Origin of the sequence: Rhodoferax ferrireducens (assembly GCF_031458075.1) — a bacterium.
GTDB classification, from domain to species: domain Bacteria; phylum Pseudomonadota; class Gammaproteobacteria; order Burkholderiales; family Burkholderiaceae_C; genus Rhodoferax_B; species Rhodoferax_B ferrireducens_A.
Genome location: NZ_JAVDXT010000001.1, coordinates 282,934 through 308,810, shown reverse-complemented (window position 1 = coordinate 308,810; position 25,877 = coordinate 282,934). Strand labels below are relative to the sequence as shown.

The 25,877-nt window shown below is 63.2% G+C and carries 25 protein-coding genes; 8 read left to right on the top strand and 17 right to left on the bottom strand.

Annotated features, from left to right (window positions below):
• Positions 1-98: 98 nt before the first annotated feature.
• From J2X19_RS01550 to J2X19_RS01535, 4 genes are all read left to right on the top strand, one after another.
• A complete protein-coding gene (locus tag J2X19_RS01550) occupies positions 99-476 on the top strand; it encodes an Mth938-like domain-containing protein (protein ID WP_116605928.1) in 378 nt (125 codons plus the stop codon).
• Between the two features lie 163 nt (positions 477-639).
• Positions 640-1,116 (top strand): peroxiredoxin, encoded by a 477-nt coding sequence (locus tag J2X19_RS01545; RefSeq protein ID WP_092758088.1) that lies wholly within the window; start codon positions 640-642, stop codon positions 1,114-1,116.
• A 144-nt stretch (positions 1,117-1,260) separates the two neighbouring features.
• Complete coding sequence (locus J2X19_RS01540; protein WP_116605927.1) at positions 1,261-2,973, top strand: PhoH family protein; 1,713 nt, start codon at positions 1,261-1,263, stop codon at positions 2,971-2,973.
• Positions 2,974-2,991: 18 nt separating this feature from the next.
• Positions 2,992-3,294, top strand: a complete 303-nt coding sequence (locus J2X19_RS01535; protein ID WP_092758090.1) for an antibiotic biosynthesis monooxygenase family protein — start codon at positions 2,992-2,994, stop codon at positions 3,292-3,294.
• A gap of 63 nt (positions 3,295-3,357) precedes the next feature.
• On the opposite strand, the gene J2X19_RS01530 is transcribed toward J2X19_RS01535, so the two are convergent.
• The 13 genes from J2X19_RS01530 to J2X19_RS01470 all read right to left on the bottom strand — a co-directional run bounded on the left by J2X19_RS01530 (position 3,358) and on the right by J2X19_RS01470 (position 16,965).
• Positions 3,358-4,017: a YiaD family glycine zipper/OmpA-like lipoprotein gene (locus tag J2X19_RS01530; RefSeq protein WP_405048583.1), complete on the bottom strand. Its 660-nt coding sequence runs from the start codon at positions 4,015-4,017 to the stop codon at positions 3,358-3,360.
• Between the two features lie 102 nt (positions 4,018-4,119).
• Positions 4,120-4,986 carry a sugar phosphate isomerase/epimerase family protein gene (locus tag J2X19_RS01525; protein ID WP_310369998.1) on the bottom strand — a complete coding sequence of 289 codons (867 nt, stop codon included), beginning with the start codon at positions 4,984-4,986 and terminating at the stop codon, positions 4,120-4,122.
• Between the two features lie 3 nt (positions 4,987-4,989).
• Positions 4,990-6,171, bottom strand: coding sequence for a dihydrodipicolinate synthase family protein (locus tag J2X19_RS01520; RefSeq protein WP_310369996.1), 1,182 nt, complete (start codon positions 6,169-6,171; stop codon positions 4,990-4,992).
• A 64-nt stretch (positions 6,172-6,235) separates the two neighbouring features.
• Positions 6,236-7,399, bottom strand: coding sequence for a Gfo/Idh/MocA family protein (locus J2X19_RS01515; RefSeq protein ID WP_310369994.1), 1,164 nt, complete (start codon positions 7,397-7,399; stop codon positions 6,236-6,238).
• Between the two features lie 23 nt (positions 7,400-7,422).
• Entirely contained in the window at positions 7,423-8,793 is a 1,371-nt protein-coding gene (locus tag J2X19_RS01510; RefSeq protein WP_310369991.1) for an enolase-like domain-containing protein, read from the bottom strand.
• A gap of 10 nt (positions 8,794-8,803) precedes the next feature.
• Positions 8,804-9,781 (bottom strand): tripartite tricarboxylate transporter substrate binding protein, encoded by a 978-nt coding sequence (locus J2X19_RS01505; protein ID WP_310369990.1) that lies wholly within the window; start codon positions 9,779-9,781, stop codon positions 8,804-8,806.
• A 75-nt stretch (positions 9,782-9,856) separates the two neighbouring features.
• Positions 9,857-10,936: an ABC transporter ATP-binding protein gene (locus J2X19_RS01500; protein ID WP_116605921.1), complete on the bottom strand. Its 1,080-nt coding sequence runs from the start codon at positions 10,934-10,936 to the stop codon at positions 9,857-9,859.
• Positions 10,929-12,059, bottom strand: a complete 1,131-nt coding sequence (locus J2X19_RS01495; RefSeq protein WP_310369988.1) for a Gfo/Idh/MocA family protein — start codon at positions 12,057-12,059, stop codon at positions 10,929-10,931. Before J2X19_RS01495 ends, J2X19_RS01500 begins: the two co-directional genes overlap by 8 nt.
• Complete coding sequence (locus J2X19_RS01490) at positions 12,059-13,081, bottom strand: Gfo/Idh/MocA family protein (RefSeq protein WP_310369987.1); 1,023 nt, start codon at positions 13,079-13,081, stop codon at positions 12,059-12,061. The genes J2X19_RS01495 and J2X19_RS01490 overlap by 1 nt, the downstream gene beginning before the upstream one ends.
• Positions 13,078-13,953 carry a carbohydrate ABC transporter permease gene (locus J2X19_RS01485; protein WP_310369986.1) on the bottom strand — a complete coding sequence of 292 codons (876 nt, stop codon included), beginning with the start codon at positions 13,951-13,953 and terminating at the stop codon, positions 13,078-13,080. The genes J2X19_RS01490 and J2X19_RS01485 overlap by 4 nt, the downstream gene beginning before the upstream one ends.
• Positions 13,934-14,875 carry a carbohydrate ABC transporter permease gene (locus J2X19_RS01480; protein ID WP_310369985.1) on the bottom strand — a complete coding sequence of 314 codons (942 nt, stop codon included), beginning with the start codon at positions 14,873-14,875 and terminating at the stop codon, positions 13,934-13,936. Before J2X19_RS01480 ends, J2X19_RS01485 begins: the two co-directional genes overlap by 20 nt.
• A 72-nt stretch (positions 14,876-14,947) precedes the next feature.
• Positions 14,948-16,219 (bottom strand): ABC transporter substrate-binding protein, encoded by a 1,272-nt coding sequence (locus J2X19_RS01475; protein ID WP_310369984.1) that lies wholly within the window; start codon positions 16,217-16,219, stop codon positions 14,948-14,950.
• A gap of 95 nt (positions 16,220-16,314) precedes the next feature.
• Entirely contained in the window at positions 16,315-16,965 is a 651-nt protein-coding gene (locus J2X19_RS01470; RefSeq protein ID WP_310369983.1) for a TetR/AcrR family transcriptional regulator, read from the bottom strand.
• 211 nt (positions 16,966-17,176) lie between these two features.
• Between J2X19_RS01470 and J2X19_RS01465 the strand changes: the two genes are divergently transcribed.
• Positions 17,177-18,526, top strand: a complete 1,350-nt coding sequence (locus J2X19_RS01465; RefSeq protein WP_310369982.1) for a Gfo/Idh/MocA family oxidoreductase — start codon at positions 17,177-17,179, stop codon at positions 18,524-18,526.
• 116 nt (positions 18,527-18,642) lie between these two features.
• Here the strand turns inward: J2X19_RS01465 and acnB are convergent, their stop codons facing one another.
• From acnB to J2X19_RS01445, 4 genes are read right to left on the bottom strand one after another with little or no spacing between them, the layout of a single operon-like run.
• A complete protein-coding gene (gene acnB, locus J2X19_RS01460; RefSeq protein ID WP_310369980.1) occupies positions 18,643-21,246 on the bottom strand; it encodes a bifunctional aconitate hydratase 2/2-methylisocitrate dehydratase in 2,604 nt (867 codons plus the stop codon).
• A 47-nt stretch (positions 21,247-21,293) separates the two neighbouring features.
• Positions 21,294-21,893 (bottom strand): hypothetical protein, encoded by a 600-nt coding sequence (locus J2X19_RS01455; RefSeq protein WP_310369978.1) that lies wholly within the window; start codon positions 21,891-21,893, stop codon positions 21,294-21,296.
• A complete protein-coding gene (locus J2X19_RS01450; protein WP_310369976.1) occupies positions 21,890-22,906 on the bottom strand; it encodes an HpcH/HpaI aldolase/citrate lyase family protein in 1,017 nt (338 codons plus the stop codon). The genes J2X19_RS01455 and J2X19_RS01450 overlap by 4 nt, the downstream gene beginning before the upstream one ends.
• 3 nt (positions 22,907-22,909) lie before the next feature.
• Positions 22,910-23,896, bottom strand: a complete 987-nt coding sequence (locus J2X19_RS01445; protein ID WP_310369974.1) for a malate dehydrogenase — start codon at positions 23,894-23,896, stop codon at positions 22,910-22,912.
• A 189-nt stretch (positions 23,897-24,085) separates the two neighbouring features.
• On the opposite strand from J2X19_RS01445, the gene J2X19_RS01440 reads away from it, so the two are divergent.
• From J2X19_RS01440 to sdhD, 3 genes are all read left to right on the top strand, one after another.
• The gene (locus J2X19_RS01440; protein ID WP_310369972.1) at positions 24,086-24,910 is read left to right on the top strand and encodes a GntR family transcriptional regulator; all 825 of its coding nucleotides are present in this window, start codon (positions 24,086-24,088) and stop codon (positions 24,908-24,910) included.
• Between the two features lie 106 nt (positions 24,911-25,016).
• Positions 25,017-25,463 (top strand): succinate dehydrogenase, cytochrome b556 subunit, encoded by a 447-nt coding sequence (gene sdhC / locus J2X19_RS01435; protein ID WP_116605909.1) that lies wholly within the window; start codon positions 25,017-25,019, stop codon positions 25,461-25,463.
• Positions 25,464-25,485: 22 nt separating this feature from the next.
• Positions 25,486-25,854, top strand: a complete 369-nt coding sequence (sdhD, locus tag J2X19_RS01430; RefSeq protein ID WP_116605908.1) for a succinate dehydrogenase, hydrophobic membrane anchor protein — start codon at positions 25,486-25,488, stop codon at positions 25,852-25,854.
• Positions 25,855-25,877 lie beyond the last annotated feature (23 nt).

Below are 25,877 nucleotides of genomic sequence, written 5' to 3'. Positions count from 1 at the left end.
TGCTCCCGGGCGGCCCGCAAGGATGGAAACCTATAATTGGACCACATTTGCCGCCCCCTTCCAGGGCCTGGCCACATCCACCCCAGGCACACCACTCCATGAAACTGCAACCCGATAAATTCGACGTCCAATCCATCACCGGCTACGGGCCGGGCTGGGTCGGCATCAATACCGAAAAAGTAGTCCACAGCGTGGTCGTAGGCTCGCGCGGCGAGCGGCTGGACTGGAACTGCAACCGCTTCGAAGACCTGACCGCCGAGCATTTCGCCCAGTTGGCGGCCCTGGCGCCTGAGCTGGTCATTTTTGGCAGCGGTCAGCGCATTCGCTTCCCGCAGCCGGTATGGCTCAAGCCCATGATGGCCCAGCGCGTAGGCGTGGAAACCATGGATACCCAGGCCGCCTGCCGCACCTACAACATCCTCGCCCAGGAGGGCCGCCACGTGGTGGCCGCACTGCTGCTGGAGCCCGCAGCCTGAGCTCCTGGGTTTTCAGAGTAAAATCGAGGGTTGCAGTTAGAAGCAGCCAGTGGTCCAGCCACAGTGAGTTGGACAGTAATTGGTTACTGTGCGCGCATCGCCTCCACCAAGCCACTTCCTACTTTCGACGACCACACCCCAGTCACAAGAGACCCCAAGCACTATGGCGATCGTTGTCAATAAACTTATCCCCGAATTTGAAGCCAACGCCACAGGTGGCGTCAAGGTCTCCAACACCACCCACCTCGGCAAAGTGGTGATTTTGTACTTTTACCCCAAAGACAATACCCCTGGTTGCACCACCGAAGCCATGCAGTTTCGTGACAAGCACAAGGAATTTGTCAAAGCCGGCGCCACGGTCTTCGGTGTGTCCCGCGACAACATGAAGTCGCACGATGAATTCAAAACCAAGCTCGAATTGCCGTTTGAATTGATCGCCGATACCGAAGAAAAGATGTGCCACATGTTTGGCGTGGTCAAGAACAAGATCATGTACGGCAAGAAGGTCAAGGGCATCGAGCGCAGCACCTTCCTGATCGGCGCCGACGGCGTGCTGAAGAACGAATGGCGCGGCCTGAAGGTGCCCGGCCATGTGGATGACGTGCTGCAAGCCGTCAAAGACCTCAAAAAAGCGGTTTAACCGCGACGCAGTCACCGCCACAGGGCTCATGCATAATGAACCCATGCTGTTGGTAAACATGACTGCGCTCCCCCCTCAAAAGCCGCCCGGCCTCCTGGCGGCTTTTTCGCTTTTTGATTTCCTTTTTTAGCGAGCCCACGACCTATGCCATTGCCTCCCGCCCCCACCAAGCGCGCTGCCACCTTGGCCCGCGAAGCCTATGACGTGGTCGCCAAGCCCGTCAAAAAAACGGGGACCAGCCGGGCACCTAAAGCCTCCGCCAACGCGGCTGCGCTGCAAGAGAAGCCACAGGCCCGCAATCTCCCCGACGCCCCGGTAGACCTGCGCCGCGAAAAACCCGCGCAGCCGCCGCAAGAATCGCCCAAATCCACGCCCGCCAGCGACAAGCCCTCCGAAGCGCCCGCCCGCAACCGTGGCGTGGCCTTGCTGCAGGAGCCTGCAGCCAAGCGCAAAGCCCCCAAGAGCAGCGGCCCGGCCAAGTTGTTTGTGCTGGACACCAATGTGCTGATGCACGACCCGATGTGCCTGTTCCGCTTCGAAGAGCACGACATCTTCCTGCCGATGATCGTGCTCGAAGAGCTGGACAGCAACAAGAAGGGCATGACCGAAGTCGCCCGCAATGCACGCCAGACCAGCCGCTCGCTGGACGCGCTGGCCGGTAGCAATGGTGCCGACATCGGCATCGGTCTGAAGCTGGACGCCACTGGCCACCCAGAAGCCGGCGGCAAGCTGTTCTTCCAGACCCAGACCCTGGACTACACCCTGCCCACCAGCCTGCCCCAAGGCAAGGCCGACAACCAGATCCTGGGCGTGGTCGAGGCCCTGCGCCCGCTGCACCCCGGCCGTGAAGTGGTGCTGGTGTCCAAGGACATCAATATGCGGGTCAAGGCCCGGGCCCTGGGCCTGGCCGCCGAGGACTACCAGAACGACAAGGCGCTGGAAGACGGCGAGTTCCTGTACTCGGGCGCGCTGGCGCTGCCGCCCGACTTCTGGACCAAGCACGGCAAAACGGTGGAAAGCTGGCAGCAAGGCCTGTATACGTTCTACCGCATCTCCGGCCCCATCGTGCCCGAGATGATGGTCAACCAGTTCGTCTACTTCGAAGCCCCGGGCGAGCCCAGCCTGTATGCGCGTGTGACCGAAATCCGTGCCAAGACCGCAGTGCTGAAGACGCTGAAAGACTACAACCACCTCAAGCATGCGGTCTGGGGCGTGACCACCCGCAACCGCGAACAGAACTTCGCGATGAACCTGCTGCTCGACCCCGAAGTCGACTTCGTCACCCTCACCGGCAACGCCGGCACCGGCAAGACCTTGATGGCCTTGGCCGCCGGCCTGACCCAGGTGCTGGACGAACGCCGCTACACCGAGATCATCATGACGCGAGCCACGGTCAGCGTGGGTGAAGACATCGGCTTCCTGCCCGGCACCGAGGAAGAAAAAATGGGCCCCTGGATGGGCGCACTGGACGACAACCTGGAAGTGCTGGCCAAAACCGAGACCAGCGCAGGCGAATGGGGCCGCTCGGCAACCAACGAGCTGATCCGTTCGCGCATCAAGATCAAGAGCATGAACTTCATGCGCGGCCGCACCTTCTTGAACAAGTACGTGATCATCGACGAGGCGCAAAACCTGACGCCCAAGCAGATGAAGACGCTGATCACCCGCGCCGGCCCAGGCACCAAGATCATCTGCATGGGCAACCTGCAGCAGATCGATACGCCTTACCTGACCGAAGGCTCATCCGGCCTGACGTTCGCGGTGGACAAGTTCAAGGGCTGGCCGCACAGCGGACACATCATGCTGGCGCGCGGCGAGCGCTCAAGGCTTGCCGACTTCGCCAGCGAAGTCTTATAAATTTACTGAGTAACCAACATGATTCTGGAAATTGCCGATATCCGTATCCGCCCCGGCGAACAGGCTGCCTTCGATGAGGCCATCACACGTGGCCTGCAAACCGTCATCAGCAAGAACGCTGAATGCAAGGGCTACAAGGTCAACAAGGGCATCGAAAGCCCCGAGCGCTATGTGCTGCAGATCTTCTGGACTTCGGTAGAAGCCCACAACGTCGGCTTCCGCGAAAGCCCGGCCTTCGCCGAATGGCGTGCCATCGTCGGACCGTTCTTTGCCAGCCCACCGGTGGTGGAGCACTTCGACTTGGTGACCAAGTCGGACTAGGACAGCAGACGTAAAAAGGCCCGTGGAACCAATGGTTCCACGGGCCTTTTTTATCGGAGAAATTTACTGCTGCGCGCGTTCGGCCAGGTAGATCTCGACGCGGCGGTTGCGGGCCCGGCCGGCATCGCTGCTGTTGTCGGCAATGGGCTCGTACTCGCCACGGCCGGCCACCGCCACACGGCGCGAATCCACACCGCGTGCGCTCAGGTAGTCACGCGCGCTTTCGGCGCGGCGCAAGGACAGCGGGTTGTTGACGGCGTCGGAGCCGGTGTTATCGGTGTGGCCAATGATGCGCACCTCGGTATTCGGCTGGTTCTGCAGGCCGTTGGCAAACTGGTCGAGGATGGGGCGCAGGTTTGGCTTGATATCGGCACGGCCGGTATCAAAGGAAATATCGCTGGGGATGTTCAGCTTGAGCTGGTTGTCCGCGGTTTGCGTTACCGCCACGCCGGTGCCGGCGGTGGCCTGCTCCATCGCGGCCTTCTTGTCCTGCATGTGCTTGGACCAGACATAGCCGCCGAGCGCGCCGACCGCACCACCGACAGCTGCACCGGTTTTATTGCCGCCGATCAAGGCACCGGCGACCGCGCCGATACCGGCGCCTATGCCCGTGCCCTTTTGCGTTTCGCTCATATTGGCGCAACCACCCAGAGCCAGTGCGGCAACGGTACAGGCGATGACGGAGGTGCGGAGAGTGTGTGATGTGTAGGCCATGGTGTCCATTCTTTTTCAGTAGTACAACAACGTAAGAAACTGCTGCCTGTTGACAGCGCCCCTTGGTTATACGCCAGAAAAATTGCTACCGGATGTGAACGGGATATTTGCCTACACAGCGCTGCGATGGCGGCTGACGCAGGTATCCAGCACCTCTTCTCCAGGCCGCTGCCACCAGTCAAGCTCCGAGAAAATCTCGACCTCGCTATAGCCCTGGTAGCCGGCGTCTTCCACCCAGCCGCGGATCTTTTTCAGCTCGACCACGCCGTCGCCCATCATGCCGCGGTCGTTCAGCAAATCGCGGGTGGGCAGCAGCCAGTCGCACACATGGTAGGCCAGCAGCCGAGCCGCGCCGGCGCGGGCAATCTGCTGCTGCAGCTTCGGATCCCACCACACGTGGTAGATGTCCAGGGCCACACCGAGCGCGCCGGTCTGCTGCGGGTCCAGCGCGTCGCAGATATCCAGCGCATGCTCCAGCGTGTTGACGCAGGCCCGCTCCGCCGCCTGCATGGGGTGCAGCGGCTCGATGGCCAAGGGCATGCCGACCTGGCGCGCGTATTCCAGCGCAGCGGCGATGCCGTCAAACACCTCGGTGCGGGCGCGGGCAATGTCGGTATAGGCCGGCTTGCCGGTCAGCGCGCCGGGCAGGCTGCCGACCACCAACACCACGCAGGGCGCGCCCAGGGTTTTGGCCTCGTCGATGGCTTGGCGGTTGTCCAGCAGCGCAGCCTGGTGGCCGGCAGCGTCGGCGGCCGGGAAGAAGCCGCCGCGGCAGTAGCCGGAAAGCACGATGCCGGTGTCGCGCAACTGCCGCGCCACTTTCTCCAGCCCCACGGCCGCCACCTGGTCGCGCCAGGGGCTGATGGCACGGATGTCGCGGCGCGCGCATTCTTCGATGATGCGGTCCAGCTTCCACTGCTTGCGGACCGTGGCGGTGTTGAGGGACAGCCAGCGGTGGTCTTGGGAGAAGTCGCGCATTGCTTATTCGATCCCGTGCAACGCCAGCAGCGTGCGCATGCGGCGCACCGCCAGGTCCGGCTGCTCCAGCAGATTCGCCGCATCGGCCAAGCGGAACAGCTCGGCGAAGTGCGCCAGCGAACGCGTGCTCTGCTGTCCGCCGACCATGGTGAAGTGGCTTTGGTGGCCGTTCAGCCAGGCCATGAAGACCACGCCGGTCTTGTAGTAGCGCGTGGGCGCGGCAAAGATGTGGCGCGACAGCGGCACCGTCGGGCCCAGGATGGCGTGGAACCGCGCGCTGTCACCCTGGGCCAAGGCGCTGAGCGCGGCGCTGGCGGCGGGCGCGATGGCATCGAAGATGCCCAGCAATGCGTCGCTCTGACCGTGCGTCACCTGCTTGCCGAAGCCGTCGCCGGCGATCAGCTCGGCGTAGTTGAAATCGTCGCCGGTGTACATGCGGACACCGGCGGGCAGGCGCCGCCGCATGGCAATTTCCTTGTCCTTGTCGAGCAGCGAAATCTTGATGCCATCGACCTTGTCCGGGTGCGCGGCGATCACGGCCAGCGCCGTATCCATGGCCACATCCACATCGAGCGAACCCCAGTAGCCTTTGAGCGCCGGGTCGAACATATCGCCCAGCCAGTGCAGCACCACCGGCTGCTGCGCCTGGCGCAGGATGCGGTCGTAGACGCGCTCATAGTCGGCCGGGCTTTGGGCCACGCGGGCCAGCGCACGGCTGGCCATGACGATCAGCTTGCCGCCGAGCTTTTCGATGGCCGCCATCTGCTCCTCGTAGGCGGCGATCACCTGGTCGACGCTGCGCACGTCCTCCAGCACCAGGTGGTCGGTGCCGCAGCCCGAAGCCACCAGCGCACCGGGCACGTCCTTGGCGGCGTCCAGCGAGCGGCGGATCAGCTCCAGCGAGGTCGGCCAGTCCAGGCCCATGCCGCGCTGCGCCGTGTCCATGGCCTCGGCCACGCCCAGGCCCAGCGACCACAGGCGCTGGCGGTAGGCGATGGTGGCGTCCCAGTCCACCGCGCATTGCAGCCAGGGGTCGATGGCGGCGCGCGGGTCGGCCACCACATGGGCGGCGGAATAGGCGATGCGGTTGAACGGCACGCGGGTGCTGGACGCCAGCGGCGGCGTGCCGCGCAAGGTATAGGGTTGCAGCGCCCCGGCGGTGGGCAACAAAAGGGTATGGGCCATGGTCATCTCACCATTTTTAAAGAAAATCGGGCTCTAGCGCAGGTAGTACCTGCGCCAGGAGCTATCAAATGTGTAGTGCGGGCACATCCACCCAGCGCCGTTCCTTCCAGGACTGCAGGGCCACTTCGACCAGTTGCACGCCCTTGGCGCCTTCGGGCAGGGTCCAACGGTAGGGCTCGTTTTCCACCACGTGGCGGATGAAGTGCTCCCACTGGATCTTGAAGCCGTTATCAAAAACCTGTGAGTCCGGCACTTCCTGCCACTGGTCGAAGAAGTCCATGGTCTGCTTCTGGTCCGGGTTCCACACCGGGCGCGGTGTGGTCACGCGGCTTTGCGCACGGCAGTCGGTCAGGCCGGCGACGGCCGAGCCGTGCGTGCCGTCGACATGGAAGGTGACCAGGTCGTCGCGGCGCACCCGCGTGGCCCACGACATATTGAGCTGGGCAATCACCGGCTCGCCGTTGTGGCCGATAAGCTCGGCCGTGGCGTAGGCGGCGTCGTCGGCCGTGGCCTTGTAGGGCTTGCCGGCCTCGTCCCAGCGCTCGGGGATGTGCGTGGCGCCTATGCACGACACGGACTTGACCTCGCCGAACAGATTGTCCAGCACATAGCGCCAGTGGCACATCATGTCCAGGATCATGCCGCCGCCGTCCTCGCTACGGTAGTTCCAGCTCGGGCGCTGGATGGGCTGCAGATCGCCCTCGAACACCCAGTAGCCAAACTCCAGGCGCACCGACAGCATGCGGCCGAAAAAGCCAGCGCGGCGCAGCATGTCCAGCTTGCGTAGGCCGGGCAAAAACAATTTGTCTTGCACCGCACCGTGCTTCAGGCCGGAGGCCTCGGCCAGGCGGGCGATCTCCACCGCCTCATTCAAATTGGTGGCAATCGGCTTTTCACAGTACACATGCTTGCCCGCGCGGATCGCCTTGGCCAGCAGGGTTGGGCGCATCTGGGTGGTGCCGGCGTCGAAGAACACGGTATCGGCCGGGTTCGCCAAGGCCGCGTCCAGATCCGTGCCCCAGCGGGCAATGCCGTGGGCCTGGGCCAGGGCCTGCATCTTCTCGGCGTTGCGGCCTATGAGGATGGGGTCGGGCATGACCTTGTCGCCGTTGCTCAGGGTCACGCCGCCCTGCTTGCGGATGGCGACGATGGAGCGGATCAGATGCTGGTTCATGCCCATGCGTCCGGTGACGCCGTGCATGATGAGACCGAGGGTGTGTGTCGTCATGGCTGGTACTTCAAGTGGGTGGGTTAATGGATGGGGTCCAGGCTGTCCCACAGCGGGGCCGCCGCCGTGGCAAAGCCGGGCACATACAAGGTCGCCAGCTGCAGCTGGCCGCTGTGCACGCGCAGCCGGGGCCGGCCCTGGGGCGCGTGGTAGAAGCCCGCGTGGGCCTGGGCAAAGGCATCGGATTCAGCCGCAGGTGCGGTGCCGAAGCCGTCCACGTAATGGTGGCCGTTGCGCTCGATATGGGTGACGCCCAGGCTGGCCGCCAGCAGCGTGTCCTGCTGCACCGCCAGCCCGGCCTGGCAGGTCAGGTCCTCGCCCGACAGCAGCAGGCGCTGCGGCTCCTGGGCCACGCGCCAGGCGCTGTGCAGCGAGCGGTAAATACCTTTGCAGGCCTTGCTGGAAATGCCCCGATAGCCGAGCGCAATGCCCTGGGCCAGCACGCCGGCCTGGTCGTCGGACTCGTCCAGAATCACCGGCAGGTCTATGCCCAGCCCGGCAATCGGCTCGACCAGGGCCAGGTGGCGCGGCAAGGGCTGCTCCAGCAGCAGAGTGCGCGCCAGCAGGTCCTGCAGCGGAGCCTGGGCCTGCAGGGCGCGCCAGAACGCACCCAAGGCCTCGGCACTGGCAAAGGTTTCATTCCCGTCCAGCGTGGCACGGTAGTCGCCGGCCGTGCGCTGCAACAGGCCGGCAATCCGCTGCAGGCGCTCCAGATCGGCCTCCAGCTGGCCGCTGAGCTTGATCTTGAAGTAGCGCAAACCGTAAATGGCAATCGCGTCCTCCAGCGTCTCGGGCAGGCCATCACCGGGGCTGGCACCCGCATCGCTGGCCAGGATGCGGTCCGCCAGGCCCACGGTATGGCGCAGCCAGACATGGCCTTGTGCCTGCAATTGCAGCTGGGCGGACCAGGGGTCGCCCAGCACGCCGGCTGCCACGCCGCGCACCCAGTCAAGTTCGGAAGCGCGCAGCACGGCATCGGCCACCGCCTTGTCCAGCAAGGCCGGGCCGAACTGCGCAGCCAGCCGCGGCAGGCCACGGGCCACGGCCACACCTATCGCCGCCTCGCCCTGGGTCTGCGACAGCGCGAACGGTGTCAACGCCACACCGGCCTCCAGATACGCAGCCCGTGCCGTGCGCAAGGCCCCGCGCAGCTGCTCGAAGTTCTGTTCGTGGGTCAGGCCCGGCGACTTGTCAAACCACTTGGGCACCATCAGCTCGGCCGCCATGCCCTCCCAGGTGCGGCCATTCACCTCCAGCTCCAGCCGCACAAACGCCTGAGGGCATTGGGTGACGGTGGCGGCGCCGAAGCGGAACGGCAGGCGCAGCGTGACATCGCGCTGGTACAGCGTGATGGAGCGCAGCCGTACCGGCATGGCCTTGGTGGAAGCGTGCATGCCCGGGTCCTCAGGGCGCCAGGCCCGCGGCCTTGACCAGGCGGGCATTGCTGGCCACCTCGTCGCGGATGTAGGCATCGAACTGCTCGGGCTGCAGGGTCCAGGCGTCGGCGCCCAGGCTGGCAAAGCGGGCCCTGACCTCGGGCGTAGCCAAAGCTTTGGCAACTTCGTCGTGCAGGCGGCGCACGATGTCGCGCGGGGTCTTGGCCGGGGCCATCATGCCGATCCAGAAGTTGAACTCGGAGCCCGGCACGCCGGCCTCGGCCGTGGTCGGCACATCGGGCAAGGCACTGGCGCGGCGCGGCGAACCCACGGCCAGCGCCAGCAACTGGCCGTCGCGGATCTGGCCGATCACCGGAGCGATGGGACTGAAGTAGTAGTCGACCCGGCCGGCCAGGATCTCAGTCACGGCCTCGGCCGAGCCCTTGAACGGGATATTGGTGGCGTCGATGGCCGCGGCCATCTTGAACTTTTCGGCATTCAGGTGCGTGGCGCTGCCCTGCCCGGCCGATGCGTAGTTCAGCTTGCCGGGCTGGGCCTTGGCGGCGGCCAACAGGGCCGGTAGCGTCTTGATGTTTTTGGATGGCGCAATCACCAGCACATTTGGCGTACTGGAAATCGGGGTGATGCCGGCGAAGTCGCTCAAAGTATCGAACGGCAGCTTGGCGAAGGTGGACGGGCTGACGGTATGCGAAGACGAATGGACCATGATCGTGTAGCCATCGGGCGCAGCCGCCGCCACCAGGGCCTGGCCGATAGTGCCGCTGGCGCCGCCCCGGTTGTCTATCACCAGGGTCTGGCCCAGGCTGGCGCCCATCTTGTCGGCAATGGCCCGGGCAATGATGTCGGTGGTGCTGCCCGCGGGGAACGGCACGACCACGCGGATGGGCCGGTTCGGGTAGTCGCTGGTCTGGCCATGGGCCGGTGGCTGGGTGAAAGCCGCCAGCCACGCGAGGGTGGCCACGGCAGCACAACGCAGAACTTGCATGCTGTCTCCTTGCTAACGTAAAACAACTTGTCTGACCCGGGGTGCTCTACCCCAAAGTGCATCAAAGTTGGGCCATCACTGGCGGGCCAGGGTCAAACCGTTCTCGGCAAAGCCATGGCAGCTGGCGGGTGGCAGAGCTACATGTACGGTGTCGCCGCGCTTGAACTGGCTCTGCCCCACCACCTGCACCACCAGCGGCTGCTGAGCACCCAGGCTGCCGTAGAGCACGGTGTTGCCGCCCAGCTGCTCGGTCAGGCTGACGTGCATGGGCAGACCCTGCTCTGCCAGCTCCGCATGCTCAGGGCGGATGCCAACGCAGACCGGCGCGCCGTCGGCCATGCCGTTGGCCCGTACCGGCAGGTGCACGATCTCGCCACCCAGCAGGCGCACGTCAAGGCCCGTGGCGCTGCGGCCGGCCACCACGCCGTCCAGAAAGTTCATCTTCGGGCTGCCGATGAAGCCGGCCACGAAGCGGTTCGCGGGGTGGTTGTACAGCTCCAGCGGCGAGCCAGCCTGCTCGATGCGGCCGTCCTGCAGCACCACGATGCGGTCGGCCATGGTCATGGCCTCGACCTGGTCGTGGGTCACATAGATCATGGTGGTGCCCAGATCCGCGTGCAGCTTGGACAGCTCGACCCGCATCTGCACGCGCAGCTCGGCGTCCAGGTTCGACAATGGCTCGTCGAACAGAAACAGCTTGGGCTCGCGCACGATGGCCCGGCCTATCGCCACCCGTTGGCGCTGGCCGCCGGACAAGGCCTTGGGCTTGCGCTGCAGATAGCTGTCGATCTTCAGCATCTTGGCGGCGTGCTGCACGCGGCGGTCGATCACATCCTTTTTCTCGCCCGCGGTTTGCAGGCCGAACGCCAGGTTGTCGTAGACGCTCATGTGCGGGTACAGCGCATACGACTGGAACACCATGGCGATCTTGCGCTGGGCTGCTGGCACCTCGTTGACGCGGTCGCCGTCGATGCAGAACTCGCCATCGGAGATTTCTTCCAGCCCGGCGATCATGCGCAGCAAGGTGGACTTGCCGCAGCCCGAAGGGCCGACGAAGACCACGAACTCGCCGTCGCGGATGTCCAGGTCCACACCGTGGATGATCTCCACGTTGCCGTAGCGTTTGATGATGCCCCGCAGTGACAGCTCAGCCATGGTGCGCCACCTTGTTGAAGCTGCCGCCAGTCGGCGCCCAGCTGTTGTACTTGGCGTGGCCGGGTGGAATAGGCAGACTCACCTGCGTACCGGTTTCGGCCGAATGGTAGATCGCCGTGATCAGCTCCAGCGACTGGCGCGCATCGTGCAAGCTCACGGGCGTGGGGGCGCCGCCGGTCACGGTGGCGTGGATCAACGCGAACTCGCCCTCGAAGGATTCCAGTGCCGGCACAAAGTCGGCCAGCGCGGCGCTGATGGCGGCATCAATCGCAGGTGTCTTGCCCTGGAAATGCCAGGGGTCCTTGCCCGGTCGATACGGTTCGGTGCTGCGGCTTTCCACCGTCAGGTCGGAGAACATGAAGCGCAGGCGCGACAGCTCTTCGGCCGCGCCCAGGGTGACCGACAGCGTGGCCACCGAGCCGTTTTCCATGCCGATAGAAATGGCGGCACAGTCTTCCACCTCGATAGGGTTCACGCGGGTCGCCAGGTGCGCGAACACCGTCTTCACCGGGCCGTTCACATACGACAGCATGTCGTGCGCGTGCAGGGCCTGGGTCAGGCAGCAGCCCCCCATTTCGGTCGCCCATTTGCCGCGCCACTGGACCTCGTAGTAGTCGGCATCTCGGCGCCACGAGGTCTCGATGGTGGTCAGGAACGGCGTGTGCGCAAAGCCCTTGGACTGCAGATGCTTGAGCTTTTGCAGGCCGTGGCCAAAGCGGTACTGGAAGATGGGAAACAGAGTGCCCTTGGCAACTTTTTGTGCAGCAGCAATCGCATCGGCCTCGGCTAGCGAGCCGACCAGGGGCTTCTCGCAGACCACATGCAGACCGGCGGCCAGCGCCTGCTCGATCAGGGCGCGGTGGGTGTACGGTGGCGTACAGATGTCGACAATATCCAGCTTGCCCTGCTCGGCGCTTTCCAGCAACTCGCTGAACTGGGTGGTATGCCAGGGCACGCCGAACTCGGCAGCAGCGGCGCTGGCCTTGGCCGTGTCCAGGTCGCACACCGCGGCAATATCGTACAAATCGGGGATCGCGGCGTAGGCTTGCAAATGGCCTTTGCCTACGCCCAGGCCGACCACGGCAACACGTAATTTTTGCAGTTTCTGTAATTTCTGCACCATCACGCAACTCCTCCTACACGGGTGGCCAAGGCTTCGGCTTTCAATGCCAGTTCGGTCGCCAGGAAGCAATGGGCTTGCGGCATGGCGGTCTCGGTACGGTTCAGGATGTCCTGGATCAGGCGCGGGCCATAGGGCAGAACTTCGGCCTTGCAGTCCATGTGCTGCGTGCCCTTACCATCGACCAGGAACAGGTGGTCGCCGCCCGGGCGGCCGGCAATGTCCACGTATTTGCGCAGCTCGATATAGCCCTCGGTGCCCAGAATGGTCAGCCGACCGTCGCCCCAGACACCCAGGCCTTTGGGCGTGAACCAGTCCACGCGGATGAAGCCGGTGCCGCCATTGCCGCGCAGCAGCACTTCGCCGAAGTCTTCCAGCTCAGGCGTCTCCGGGTTGCCGAAATTGCCAATATGCGAGGCCACGACTTCGGCCCGCGTCGAGCCGGTGAAGTGCAGAAACTGGTCGCACTGGTGGGCCGCGATGTCGCACAGAATGCCGCCGTAGCGCTTGCGCTCGAAGAACCAGTCGGGGCGCGGGTTGTTGCGCAGCGCGTGCGGCCCCATGCCCATGGTCTGCACCACGCGGCCGATGGCGCCTGCGGCTACCAGCTGGCTGGCCTTCTCGGTGGCACGATTTTCGAAACGTTCGGAAAAGCACACCGAGAAAATCCGCCCGGTCTCGGCCTGCACCTTGCGCACCGCGGCCAGTTCATCCAAGGTGATGACACCGGGTTTGTCGACCATCACATCCTTGCCATGGCGCATGACGGCGATGGCGGTAGCGGCCCGCACATCGGGAATGGTGGCGCTGACCACTAACTGGATGCTGGCGTCTTCCAGAATTTCGCGCTGGTCGGCCACGCGGCGGGCCTGCGGAAAAGCCTTGGCGTAGTCGGCGGCCAGGTCGTCCTCGACGGCGTAGAAGCTCACCAGTTCGCCCCCGGCGTCCAGCACGGCGCGGGTCTGGCCGTAGATATGGTTGTGGTTCAGGCCGATGGCGGCAAAGCGTATCGTAGGAGATGTCATCGTTTCATTCCAGATTGGGCAACGCCTTCAATGATCAGACGTTGGAAGCAGAGAAAAAACAGGAAGATCGGCAGGATGGCCAGTACCGACATGGCGAACAGCTGGCCCCAGGCCGATTGGCCGGTGGAGTCGACAAACGAGCGCAGCGCCAGCGGTACGGTGTAGTTGCTGGCCTCGTTGAGGTACACCAGCGGGCCCAGAAAGTCGTTCCAGGTCCAGAGGAAGGAGAAGATGGCGGTGGTGGCCAATACCGGCATGGACAGCGGCATGATGATCTTCCAGTAGATGCGCCAGGGGCCGCAGCCATCCAGCACCGCGGCCTCGTCCAGCTCACGCGGAATGCCGCGGAAGAACTGCACCATCAGGAAGATGAAGAACGCATCGGCGGCCAAAAACTTGGGCACGATCAGCGGCAGAAAGGTGTCGATCCAGCCCAGCTTGAGGAACAGCACGTACTGCGGAATCAGGGTCACGTGGTAGGGCAGCATCAGCGTGCCCAGCATCACCACGAACCAGATACGCCGGCCGCGGAATTCCAGCCGCGCAAACGCATAGGCGGTGATGGAGCAGGAGATGGTGTTGCCTACCACCACCAGCACCGCCACCAGCACCGAGTTCTTGAAGAACACGGTGAAGCTCTCCTGCAGCGCCGTCCAGCCCTGCACATAGTTGCCGAAGTCAAACGCGTGCGGCCAGATCGACAGGTCGGTGAAGATGATGGACTCGGGCTTGAACGACGAGGCCACCATCCACAGCAGCGGGTACAGCATCAGAAAGGTCGCGCCGATCAGCACGGCGTGGCGGGCCAGGCCCCCGGCCAGCAGGCGCAGCACGCCCGGCCCCCGAGGTTGCTTAGCGCGGATCGTCTTCATAGTAGACCCAGTATTTGGAGGTAAGGAAACTGATGCCGGTGAAGGCTCCAATGATCAGCAGCAGCACCCAGGCCAGCGCCGAGGCATAGCCCATGCGGAAGTAGGAAAAGGCTTCCTGGTACAGGTACAAGGTGTAGAACAGCGTGGAATCGATAGGGCCGCCGGTGCCGCCCGACACCACATAGGCCGGGGTGAAGGCCTTGAAGCCTTCGATGATCTGCAGCACCATGTTGAAGAAGATCACCGGCGCCAGCAGCGGCAAGGTGATCTTGCGGAACTTGCGCCAGGTGCCGGCGCCGTCCATGGACGCGGCTTCGTACAGGTCCTGCGGAATCTGCCGCAGGCCGGCCAGGAAGATGATCATCGGCGAACCAAACTGCCATACCGCCAGCAGCACCAGGGTGTAGATGGCCGTGTCCGGGTTGGCGATCCAGCTCGGCCCCTTGTAGTTGAAGAGCCATAGCAGAATCTGGTTCAGCGTGCCATTGCCTTCGAACAGCTGCCGCCACAGCACGGCAATTGCTACCGAGCCGCCCAGCAGCGACGGAATGTAGAACAGCGCCCGGTACAGGGCACCGCCGCGTATCGCCTTGTCCAGCACCACCGCCACCAGCAGCGCGAATGCCAGCTTCAGCGGTACCTCCATCAGCATGTAGCTGAAAGTGACCTTGAGCGACTGCCAGAACCGGGCGTCCGCCGTAAACATCCGCACATAGTTGTCCGCGCCTATCCACTGGGCCGGACGCAACAAATCAAACTTGGTGAACGACAGATACAGCGACGCCAGCACCGGCCCCAGCGAGAAGCAGACGAAGCCGATCAGCCAGGGCATCAGGAAGGCATAGCCCACCAAGTCCCTGCGCCAGGCTGCACGCGACTGCCCTCGCCGCGCACGGGAGGTTTTTTCATCAACGGTTGACACGTAGTTTGCCTTCCAGGCTAGACAGCAAAAAAGCGGAAGTGAAGCGCCCCCTGCGGTCGCATGCAGTGACCCTCAGGCCCTGGCGAGGATGCCTTCGACTTCGGTATGGAACTGCTGGGCACCGTCCTTGATGCTGGTGCGGCCGAAGGCCACGGCATCGGCAACCCGGCGCAGCAGGTTCTCCACCTCGCCCGCGCCTTTGGGCGGCGGCGGCGGCAGGGGTACGGCGACCTTGGTGACGGCGGCCACATAGTCGAGCTGCATCTTGCCCAGGGCGTCCAGATCGGGCGCCAGTGCGGCACGTGCGGCAGCAGAGCACGGCACGCCGCGCTCGATGCCCAGAATCTTCACGCCCTCGGGGTCGTTGACCATGAAGTTGATCACTTTGGCCGCCTCTTCCGGCGCCTTGCAGCGGGCCGACACGCTCATCATCTGGGAGGGCTTGATGTAGTGGCCCGACGAGCCGGTCTTGGCGCGCGGGAACACACTGATGGCCAGCTTATTCTTGTTGATGCCCTGGAAGGCCACCACCTGGTTGGAGTTGACGAAGCTCATGGCCGCCAGGCCGCGGGTCAGCTCGTATTCCTCGACTTTGCCGTTGTTGGTGGCGCCCACATCGGCCGGCGGAATCGCGCCGGCCTTGCGCAGCTTGTCCCACAGGTCGAACCAGGCCGCCACGTCGTCGCGCGTGAAGGCGGCTTTGCCCTCGGCGGTGTAAAGCATCTTGCCGCGCTGGTTCAGCCACTGCTCGAAGCCCTGCTCCCAACGGCTGTTGTCGCTGGCGCCCCAGTACTTGCCGGGGTTGATCTTGGAAATGTCGGTGGTGATCTTGGTGAAGTCGTCCCAGGTCCAGTTGATGTCGATGGACTTGACGCCGACTTTCTCCAGCATGGCGATGTCGTAGACCATGGCCTTGGAGTTGGAGCCCAGGTTCACGCCATACAGCTTGCCGTCCACCTTGCCGCCGTCTTTTTCCTGTGGGCTGAAATCGGCCAGGGGCAGCAGCTTGTCGAGCGGCAGCAGGGTTTCACGGCGCGCGTATTCGAACAGATAGCGGTAGTCCATTTGGATCAGATCGGGCGCATTGCCGCCAGCGGTCTGGGTGCCCAGCTTGGTCCAGTAATCGCCCCAGCCCAAGGACTCGGCCGCGATCTGGGTGCCGCTCTTCTTGCTGTAGGTATCCAGCAGCAACTTGGTGCGCTTGTCGCGGTCCGGATTGCCCCACCAGAAGCAGCGCAGGCGGGTGGCCTGCGCCTGCGCCTGCGCCAGCAGGGGATTCAAACCGAGTGCAGCCGTTGCCGCAGCGGCAGTGGCTCCAAATTGACGACGGGTGAAAAGTGCCATAACCGCTAGCTCCTATAAAACAGGGAATGCGCGAATAGTTAACTCACTGGTGAATTATGAAATCGCACATCTACCCTGTAAATGGGCTGCATCCGTCAATCTCTCAGGACATACCCTAGGACCACATCGCAGATGTGGGACAGCCGTTCACTGTGCGCCTTGGTGGCCATCAGGTCACGGCCGAAGATGGCTGATAAGGTGTAATGGTTGGACAGGTAAAAGTACGACAGGCTGGCAATCGAGATATAGAGCTGCACCGGGTCGATACCGCCGCGGAACACCCCGTCGGCCCGGCCGCGCTCCAGGATGTCGCCCAAGTCTTGCACCAGAGGCGAATTCAGCTCGCGAATGCGGGAGGACTGGGTCAGGTGGCGCGCCTGGTGCAGGTTCTCGCTGTTCAGCAAAGTGATGAACTCCGGGTGGGCGATGTAGTATTCCCAGGTGAATTCGGTCAAGCGCCGGATGGCTTTGGCGGGGTCCAGATCGGCCAGGTGCAGTTGGCGCTCGGCATCGCGGATATCGGCATAGGTGCGCTCCAGCACCGCCAGAAACAGCTCGTCCTTGCTGGTGAAGTAGTAATAGATCAGGCGCTTGTTGAGCTGGGCGTTTTCGGCAATGCGGTCGACCCGCGCACCGGCAAATCCATAGCGCGAAAACTCGTCGCGGGCGGCCGCCAGAATGGCCAGCTGCGAGCGGTCGGCATCGCGGGAACGGGGCTCTACCGTGGTTATTGGAGTGTCTGCCATAAGGTCCAACCAAGGGTAAGGTGGGGTGGATATCCGCCCGCTGCGCAGCGGCTAGGAACGTCGTTTACCAGGATTCTATTCACTATCCAGTTAAATGCAGCTATGATTTGAGCGCAATCTTCCGTCCTTGGGTGCGCCAGCACACCGGTCCACCGCAAAGGTTTATCCACCCGCTGCAGCCACGCTGCGGCAGCACACCCTTTTTTGCACCATGGTCAAAAAACGCCACGCGTTTGTCGGCACCGGCGGACGCGCTCTGAGCTTCATCGAACCGCTGGTCACGGCCTATGCCGAGCAGAACGAGCTGGTCGCCATCTGCGACCTCAGCCCGGCCCGCATGGCCTATTACAACCAGCTGCTGGCCGGCGAAATCGGCTACCACGCGGTACCTGCCTATACCGCCGACCGCTTCGACGCCATGCTGCGCGAGCAAAAGCCCGACGAGGTCTTCGTCTGCACCCAGGACTCAGCCCACCACGATTACATCGTGCGCGCCCTGCTGGCCGGCTGCGACGTGATCACAGAAAAACCCATGACCACCGATGCCGCCAAATGCCAGGCGATTCTGGAGGCGGTCAAAGCCAGCGGGCGCCGGGTGCGGGTGGCCTTCAACTACCGCTGGGCACCGTTCCGCACCAAGGTCAAGGAGCTGATTGCCAGCGGCGTGGTCGGCAAGATCCATTCGGTCAACCTGGAATACCTGCTGGACACCAACCACGGCGCCGATTACTTCCGCCGCTGGCATGCGCAGATCGAGAATTCCGGCAGCCTGCTGGTGCACAAGAGCACGCACCACTTCGACCTGGTGAACTGGTGGCTGGACGCGATTCCGCAACAGGTGTTTGCCTATGGCGACCTGGTGTTCTACGGCAAGCAAAACGCCATCGCCCGCGGCGACGAAAAGCTGACCCGCTACGCACGCTACACCGGCGTGCCCGAAGCCAAGGACGATCCTTTCTACCTGGACCTGAACGAGAGTGAGTCCTTCCGCGATCTGTACCTGGCGGGCGAGGCGGATTCGGGCTATCTGCGCGACCAGAACGTGTTCCGCGACGGCATCACCATCCCCGACCAGATGTCGCTAAACGTGCGCTACCGCAGCGGCCAGGTGCTGACCTACTCGCTGGTTTGCTACAGCCCGCGCGAAGGCATGCGCGTGACCTTCAACGGCGACCGCGGCCGCATCGAGTACCACGAATTCATCGGCACCCACATGAACCGCGCCGTCAGCCCGAAGAACTGGAAGATCGAGGAGAAGCCCGGCGCCGAAGCCGAGGGCGAATGGATACGCGTGTTCCCGCACTTCCAGAACAGCTACATCGTGCCCATGCCGGAAATCCGTGCGGCCCACGGCGGCGCCGATGAAATCCTGAACGCCCATTTTTACGGCCCACCGCAAGCGCCCGACGTCTGGGGCCGCACCGCTGGCCACGAGCAGGGCGCGGCCTCCATCGCCGTGGGCATTGCCGGTGTGCAGTCCATGCAGTCCAATCTGCCGGTGAACATCAACGACGTGGTGGCCCTGCCACCCCAGGCGCGGCGCCTGTCTGAGCTTACATAGCCAAACACGCCTCTAGCGCAGATACAACAAGGGCCTGCAGCTATCTAAACAATAGCTGCAGGCCCTTGTATGAAATCAGCAGGAGAGCTGTTACCAACCCTCCCTCGCCAAACCGTTTAAGCGGCGGCGGTGTCTTTCACCGTGTCGGCCAGATCCGTGTAGTCCTTCACCTGGTCGAAATTCAGGTACTGGTAGATCTTGGCGCTGTCTTTGGTCAGCACGCCCATGTCGGCCATGTATTCGGCCTTGGTGGGGATGCGGCCCAGCTTGGAGCAGATGGCGGCCAACTCGGCCGAACCCAGGTAGACATTGCTGTTCTTGCCCAGGCGGTTCGGGAAGTTGCGGGTCGAGGTGGAGAACACGGTTGCGCCCTCTTTCACCTGCGCCTGGTTGCCCATGCACAGGCTGCAGCCTGGCATTTCCATGCGCGCGCCGGCCGAGCCGAGCACGCCGTAATGGCCTTCTTCGGACAACTGCTTGGCATCCATCTTGGTGGGCGGTGCCATCCACAGCTTGACGGGGATGTCGCGCTTGTTTTCCAGCAGCTTGGAGGCTGCGCGGAAGTGGCCGATGTTGGTCATGCAGGAGCCGATGAAGACTTCATCGATCTTGCTGCCTTCGACTTCGGCCAGGGTCTTCACGTCGTCCGGATCGTTCGGGCAGGCCACGATAGGCTCGTGGATGTCGGCCAGGTCGATCTCGATCACGGCAGCGTATTCGGCATCGGCATCGCCTTGCATCAGCTCGGGGTTGGCCAGCCAGGCTTCCATCGCCTTGATGCGGCGGTTGATGGTGCGCACATCGGAATAACCGGTGGCAATCATCCACTTCAGCATGGTGATGTTGCTGTTGATGTACTCGATGATCGGCTCTTTGTTCAGGTGCACGGTGCAGCCGCCAGCGGAACGCTCGGCCGAGGCATCGCTCAATTCAAATGCTTGCTCAACCTTCAGGTTCGGCAGGCCTTCGATTTCCAGGATGCGGCCCGAGAAGATGTTCTTCTTGCCTTGCTTGGCCACGGTCAACAGACCGGCCTTGATGGCGTACAGCGGAATCGCGTTCACCAGATCACGCAGGGTGATGCCAGGCTGCATTTCGCCCTTGAAACGCACCAGCACGCTCTCGGGCATGTCCAGAGGCATCACGCCCGTGGCCGCGCCAAACGCTACCAAGCCGGAACCAGCAGGAAAGCTGATGCCAATGGGGAAACGGGTGTGGCTGTCGCCGCCGGTGCCGACGGTATCGGGCAGCAGCATGCGGTTCAACCAGCTGTGGATGATGCCGTCACCGGGACGCAGGGGCACGCCGCCACGGGTGCTCATGAAGTCGGGCAGTTCGTGGTGCATCTTCACGTCCACCGGCTTGGGGTAAGCGGCGGTGTGGCAGAAGGATTGCATCACCAGGTCGGCGCTAAAGCCCAGGCAGGCCAGGTCTTTCAGCTCGTCGCGGGTCATCGGGCCGGTGGTGTCCTGCGAGCCCACCGAGGTCATCTTGGGTTCGCAGTAGGTACCAGGGCGCACGCCTTGGCCAGCAGGCAGACCGCAGGCTCGGCCCACCATCTTCTGGGCCAGGGTGAAACCCTTCTTGGTGTCGGCCGGGTTTTGCGGCAGGCGAAACAGGGTGCTGACGGGCAGGCCCAGGGCTTCGCGCGCCTTGGCGGTCAGGCCACGGCCGATGATCAGCGGAATGCGGCCGCCGGCACGCACTTCGTCGAACAACACTTCGCTCTTCAGCTTGAACTCGGCAATCACCTTGCCGTCTTTCAGGGCCTTGCCTTCATAGGGCAGCAGTTCGACCACGTCGCCCATGGCCATCTGGCTCACGTCCAGCTCGATCGGCAGTGCGCCCGAGTCTTCCATGGTGTTGTAGAAAATCGGGGCGATCTTGGCACCCAAGCAGACGCCACCGAAACGCTTGTTCGGCACGAAGGGGATGTCTTCGCCGGTGAACCACAGCACCGAATTGGTGGCCGACTTGCGGCTGGAGCCGGTGCCGACCACGTCGCCCACATAGGCCACCAGGTTGCCCTTGGCGCGCAGCTCTTCGAGGAACTTCACAGGGCCGCGCTTGCCGTCTTCTTCGGGTGTGACACCGGGGCGGGCATTCTTGTGCATGGCCAGGGCGTGCAGCGGAATGTCGGGGCGGCTCCAGGCGTCGGGGGCGGGCGACAGATCGTCGGTGTTGATTTCGCCGGCCACCTTGAAGATGCTGACGGTAATGCTCTTGGGTACTTCAGGGCGGCTGGTGAACCACTCGGCATCGGCCCAGCTTTGCAGCACGGCCTTGGCGTAGGTATTGCCCTTTTCGGCCTTTTCCTGCACGTCGTGGAACTGGTCGAACATCAGCAGGGTTTTCTTCAGGCCATCGGCAGCGGCTGCGGCCACCGAGGCGGCGGAGTCGTCCAGCAGGTCGATCATCGGGCTGATGTTGTAACCGCCGAGCATGGTGCCCAGCAGTTCTGTGGCTTTTTCACGCGAGATCAGCGGGCATTTTTCGGTACCGTGGGCCACGGCAGCCAGGTAGCTGGCCTTGACCTTGGCAGCATCGTCTACACCGGCCGGGATGCGGTGGGTAATCAGATTCAGCAGGTTGGCCTCTTCGCCAGCGGGCGGGTTCTTCAGCAGCTCGATCAGCTCGCCGGTCTGCTTGGCAGACAGTGGCAAGGGCGGGATGCCGAGCGCAGCGCGTTCGGATACATGGGCGGCATAGGCTTGCAACATGGTTTTCTCCTGGTTCAAAAATCGTGGGGGCAGCGGGTGGATTCGTTTTATGGGGTGGTCGCCGCAGCCGGTGCCGAGGCCGCGTCTGCCGGCAGCTTGGCAGGTGCGTCGAACATGCTCTGGGCGGGCTTGGTCTTCAACATTTCGGCCACCGCGACTTGCTCGGGGCTCTGGCATTCGTCGGCCAGGCGCTGGCCCAGCTTCTGGTTCATCAGCATGGATTTATTGCCCAGCTGCAGCCAGACGGCACCGGCCTTTTTGTCTTCCAGGCGGATGGCGCCGGTGCTGGTGGTCACCGGGAACATGCGGTATTTGAGGTTTTTCACCTGCACATTGAAATAGCCGGGGTACTTGGCATCGGCCACCAGGGTGACCGAGGTGCCGAGTTCGCAGGGTACGGTACCGACCTGCACGCGCTCGGCAATCGCCATTTCGGCCGGAGTCAACGCCTCTTCGGCGGCCTCAATCCCTGCGGCCACGTTCTTGGCGGCGCTCTTGAGCTGGATGCGGCTGCTGGTGGGCTTGGACGCCTCTTTGGGCGCGGCTTTGGCAGCAGCGGCCTTGACAGGAGGTTTCTTGGGCGCGTCCTGCGCCATTACCAGGCCAGAAGCCAGAGCCCAGACGGCGGCGGTCAAAATCAGTTTCATAGTGTCTCTGTGGTTGGTAGCGGTACAGCTGCTGCAGGTTGGAAATACACCGCCATCTCAGGCGGTAGTGCGCGCCCGGTTTGTTGGGCACGCTCCAGCAGTTGCCAAAAATAACGGTAGCTCGCACGGTCGTGCAGCTGCCCGGCGAAAGCAATCGGCGCCCAATCGGCGCGTATCGCGGCGGCGATGATCTGGGCAGCAGCCTCCACCTCGGATTCGGCGGGGGAAAACGCTGCCAGAATCGGCCGGATCTGCCCCGGGTGGATGCTCCACATGCGGGTGAAACCCAGCGAGCGGGCGGCGCGCTCGGCGGCAGCCTGCAAGGCCTGGGTATCGTTGAATTCAGTGACCACGCAGTGCGACGGCACTTTGCCGTGCGCGTGGCAGGCGGAAGCAATCTCCAGCTTGGCGCGCAGCACCAGCGGGTGGCTGAACTGCCCGGCCACGCCCATGGCATCGGCCGGAATCGCGCCGCCATGGCTGGACACAAAGTCCATCAGGCCAAAACTCAGGGATTGCACCCGCGGCTGCGCAGCGATCTCGAAAGCCCGGTGTACGGCCGCCGGCGACTCTATCAAAACATGTAGCGGCAAATGCAAGGCAGATGCGCGCTGCAAGGCTTTTTCGACCTGAAGAATATCGCGCACCGACTCGATCTTCGGCACCATGATGTGGGTCAGGCGCTGCCCGGCCTGGCCGGCGATGACGGCAATATCCTGCTCGAAAGCCGGATGGTCGACCGGATGCACGCGCACCGCGACCCGGGCTTCGGGCGCGGCGGCCAGCGCTAGGGCCACCACCATTGCGGCATGCTCGGCCTCGCCCCCGACAGGTGCGCCGTCTTCGCAGTCCAGGGTCACGTCGAACACGCAGGCCCCGAACTCCTCGGTCATTTCGGCCTGCAATTGCAGGCTTTTGCGCATCCGCGCTTCAACGCCGCTGTAATGGTCGCAGACCGGGAGGACAGCCTCCGCAGCCTGGGCACCCAGCAGAATTTCGCGTGGATGCTGCATGGCTTACAGCAGGTGGGCGACGCCGGCTTGCTCGTCTTGCAGTTCTTTGAGGGTGATGTTGATGCGCTCTTGCGAGAAGGCATCGACTTCCAGTCCTTCGACCACCTTGTATTCGCCGCCTTCGCAGGTCACAGCAAAGCCGAACATGGTGTCCTTGGGGATGCCGTACTGGCCGTCCGACGGGATGCCCATGGTGACCCACTTGCCGTTGGTGCCCAGAGCCCAGTCGCGCATGTGGTCGATGGCGGCGTTGGCGGCCGAAGCAGCCGAAGACACGCCACGGGCGGCGATGATGGCCGCGCCGCGCTTGCCCACGGTGGGCAGGAAGGTGTCCTTGTTCCAGACTTCGTCGTTGATCAGGGTCTTGACGCTTTCGCCGTTGATGGTGGCAAAGCGGTAGTCGGCGTACATCGTAGGCGAGTGGTTGCCCCAGACGGTCAGCTTTTCGATGTCAGCCACAGCCTTGCCGGTCTTGGCGGCGATCTGGCTCAGAGCACGGTTGTGGTCCAGGCGCAGCATGGCGGTGAAGTTCTTGCGTGGCAGGTCCGGCGCGCTCTTCATGGCGATGTAGGCATTGGTATTGGCAGGGTTGCCGACCACCAGCACCTTGACATTGCGGCTGGCCACGGCGTTCAGAGCTTTGCCCTGGGCGGTGAAGATTTCAGCATTCACGGCCAGCAGTTCAGCGCGTTCCATTCCGGGGCCGCGGGGGCGCGAACCGATCAACAGTGCGTAGTCCACGTCCTTGAACGCAGCCAGAGGGTCGCTGTGTGCTTCGATGCCCACCAGCAGGGGGAAGGCACAGTCTTGCAATTCCATGATCACGCCCTGCAGCGCTTGCTGGGCTTTTTCTACCGGCACTTCCAGCAGGCTTAACACCACGGGCTGGTCTTTGCCCAGCATTTCGCCAGAAGCGATACGGAACAGGATGGCGTAACCAATTTGACCTGCGGCACCGGTAACGGCTACGCGAACGGGCTTTTTGCTCATGGGGAAAACTCCAGGAAGTGTTGAAAAGGGGATGTAAGTGCGTCCTAGCCAGTCGCCGGGCAGCAGAAAACAGCCTAGGAGTTTACTCTCGAAAACCCGTAAGCGTCAATTTGTCTTATGTCTTATATAAGATATGATTCGGGTCACATTAAGTTACCGTAGCCATACCCCTGCCTGCCCCGCCTGACCATGGCCCACATCGTCCCATCCTCTGCAGATACCCCGCTGACAGGTGCTGAGCCTGCCGCCAGTCCCACCGCATCTGCATCGGCGCTGACACCGGCCTTCAGTCCGCTGTACCAGCAGATCAAGGGGCTGATCCTGCAAAGCCTGCAGTCCGGCGAGTGGAAGCCCAGCGAGGCCATCCCCAGCGAGATGGACCTGGCGGCCCGCTACCGGGTCAGCCAGGGAACGGTCCGCAAGGCCATCGACGAGCTGGCGGCCGACAACCTGCTGGTGCGCCGCCAGGGCAAGGGCACGTTTGTCGCCACCCATGCTGCACAGCACATGCCTTACCGCTTCCTGAAGCTGATGCCCGACCAGGGCAACACCACCAGCGAAGGCCCGGCACAGCGCGACATCATCGACTGCAAACGCCTGCGTGCCAGCGCCGATATTGCCCGGGCCCTGGCCTTGCGCACCGGTGACGCCGTGCTGCAGGTACGCCGCGTGCTGTCCTTCAAGACCAACGGCGTCTTCGTGCCCACGATTCTGGAAGACCTGTGGCTGCCCGGCGGCCCGTTCAAGGGGCTGACGGCCGAGCGTCTGTCCGCCTACCAGGGCGCAATGTATGCGCTGTTTGAAACCGAATTTGGCGTGCACATGGTGCGGGCCGAAGAAAAGATCCGTGCCGTGCACCCCGATGCCAGCCAGGCCAGCCTGCTGAAAGTCGGCCCCAGCGCCCCGCTGCTCAGCGTAGAGCGCATTGCCTACACCTACAACGATGTTCCCATGGAGTTACGGCGCGGCCTATACAACACCCACAGCCACCACTACCACAATGAACTAAGTTGAAGCCTATTTTGCTGTGGCTTAAACCCGATTGCTGCATTGCAATAGAATTTTGGGCTGCAGCCGTACGAAGAATTACAACGCAGTAACACACCACGAAAGCGCATCTATGTCAGAGCTAGCCTCCACCACCCGCACCAAACGGCCCGAATTCCGCAACATCCATGCCATCAAAGACCTGACCACCTACCGGATGGCGCCCGCTGCCTGGGTGTCCATCCTGCACCGCGCCGCCGGCGTCATCATGTTCCTGCTGATGCCCTTCATCATCTGGATGTTCGATGCCTCGGTCTCCAGCGAAATCTCGTTTGCCAAGTTCAAGGCGGTGTTCAACATCGGCGCCGGTTTTGTGCCCGGCTTCCTCTTCAAACTGGTGGCTCTGGCACTGATCTGGGCTTATCTGCACCACTTCATCGCCGGTCTGCGCCATTTGTGGATGGACACCAACCACGACGCAGTGACCAAGGAATTCGGCGCCTCCAGCGCCAAGTTCACCCTGGTGCTGAGCATCGGCCTGACCCTGGTGCTGGCAGCCAAGCTGTTCGGCCTGTACTAATTTACCCCGGAGCATTTGAACCATGTCGGTTAATTACGGATCCAAACGCGTCGTCACCGGCGCCCATTACGGCTTGCGCGACTGGCTGGCGCAGCGCGTTACCGCTGGCATCATGGCCTTGTTCACCGTGGTCGTGCTGGCCCAGCTGCTGCTGGCCAAAGGCCCGATCGGCTACGACATCTGGGCCGGCATCTTCGCCGCCCAATGGATGAAGATCGTTACCTTCACAGTGATCGTCGCCCTGCTGTACCACGTGTGGGTGGGCATGCGCGATGTCTTGATGGACTACGTGACCTCGATGGTCTGGCTGCGTTTGCTGCTGCAAATCTTCACGCTGGTGTGGCTGGTCGGCTGTGCCGGCTGGGCGATCCAAGTGCTGTGGCGCCTGTGATCTACGTTTGACACTAGAAACAA